Below are 1,589 nucleotides of genomic sequence, written 5' to 3' on the forward strand. Positions count from 1 at the left end.
CGGGGTGTGCCCGCGCACCGGCGTGTGCCCGCGCACCGGGGTGTGCCCGCGCACCGGGGTGTGCCCGCGCACCGGGGTGTGCCCGCGCACCGGGGTGTGCCCGTGCACCGGGGTGCATCCGTGCACCGGGGTGTTCCCGTGCACGGTGGTGCATCTGTGCACGGTGGTGCACTCCGGTGCGGGGCAGGGCCGTGTGTCCGGCGCATCCGGGTGTTCCGGTGCGGACAGGTGTCGCCGCCAAGCCCGGTCCGGGCCGTTGGCGGACGTCCGTGCCGTGTCCGCCGTGTCCGTGCCGTGGCTGGTGGCGTTGTTGCTCCTGTCACCGGCCCGTGGCCGGGACCCGGTTGAGGTCCTCGCCGGTTTCCTGGGCCTGCCGCGCACGCCGGTCCGTGCGCCCGCAAGAACGAACAACCCCTCGCAGTGACGGAGCACCTCGATGGTCAAACAGGAACGCGCGCTGCGTACGCGCGAGGCGCTGATCAAGTCCGCCGCGGTCGTCTTCGACCGGGACGGTTTCAGCGTGGCCTCGCTCACCGTGATCAGCCGTCAGGCCGGTGTGAGCAACGGGGCGCTGCACTTCCACTTCGCCACCAAGGCCGCCCTGGCGGGCGCGGTCGAGGACGCGGCCGCGCACCGGCTCGGCAGGATCACCCTGCGGGAGGAGGAGACGGGCAGCGCCCTGCAGCTGCTGGTGGACGCCACCCACGACCTGGCGCGCGGGCTCCATGACGATGTGGTCCTGCGGACCGGTTTCGAGCTGAGCGGCGATCACGTCTACGTGGCGAAGCGGGATCTGAGGCACCAGTGGCGTCAGTGGGTCGAGAAGACACTCCGGCGCGCCGACGCGGAAGGGGCCCTGCACGAGGCGATGACGCCGGAGGACGCGGTGATCACCCTCGTGGCGGCGACCACGGGCCTGGAGGTGCTGGGGGCGCAGGATCCCGTATGGCTCTCGTGCCGGACCCTCACCCGGTTCTGGCAGCTGCTGCTGCCACGGCTCGCCTCCGCGTCGGCGCTCGGGCGGCTCACGGCGGAGGGACACGGCGCCACGGCCGCGCGGATCACCGAGAACCAGGACTCCCGCAGTGCCGGTTAGCGGCTGGAGCGCACGCCTGGGATTCCCGGAGTGCCGGCAGCGGCCAGAGCGCACCGCAGTGCCGGCTGTGGCTGGAGCGCGCGTCCTGGCCCTCTCCGGCAGGCGCGGGCCCGGCGGGGCGTACGGCGGGTACGGCGCAGTGAGGCGCCCGGGCCTGGGGACGGGCCACCAGGCTCACGTCGGACCCGGCTCGTTCCGGGGCCCATGCGATCGCCCCCGGGAGACCGGGGTGTGGTGCCCGGGGCCGTGCCTGTCTCACGGGGGGGCCGCGCCCGCCGGGCCACCGGCCCCGGGAGGGAGGTCCCCGTACAGCGCCACGCCCGCCCCACGCCCGCCCCGCCCCGCCCTCGGTGTCGGTCCTCCTCCCGGCTCGCCCCGCACCCGTGGGCGTCGGTGTCGGCGTTGCTCCCGCAGCTCAAGGCCCGGCTCGTGTCCATGGCGTCCGAACACGGCCTGTCGATCGTTGCCGTGGACCCGGCGTACACGTCGATGT

General features: G+C 74.4%; 1 protein-coding gene. It reads left to right on the plus strand.

The window, feature by feature from the left end; all coding sequences use genetic code 11:
• The first annotated feature begins 436 nt into the window (after positions 1–436).
• Positions 437–1,096 (plus strand): ScbR family autoregulator-binding transcription factor, encoded by a 660-nt coding sequence (locus AWZ10_RS36765; protein WP_046706791.1) that lies wholly within the window; start codon positions 437–439, stop codon positions 1,094–1,096.
• The last annotated feature ends 493 nt before the right edge of the window (positions 1,097–1,589 follow it).

The organism is Streptomyces europaeiscabiei (genome assembly GCF_001550375.1).
Taxonomy (GTDB): domain Bacteria; phylum Actinomycetota; class Actinomycetes; order Streptomycetales; family Streptomycetaceae; genus Streptomyces; species Streptomyces europaeiscabiei.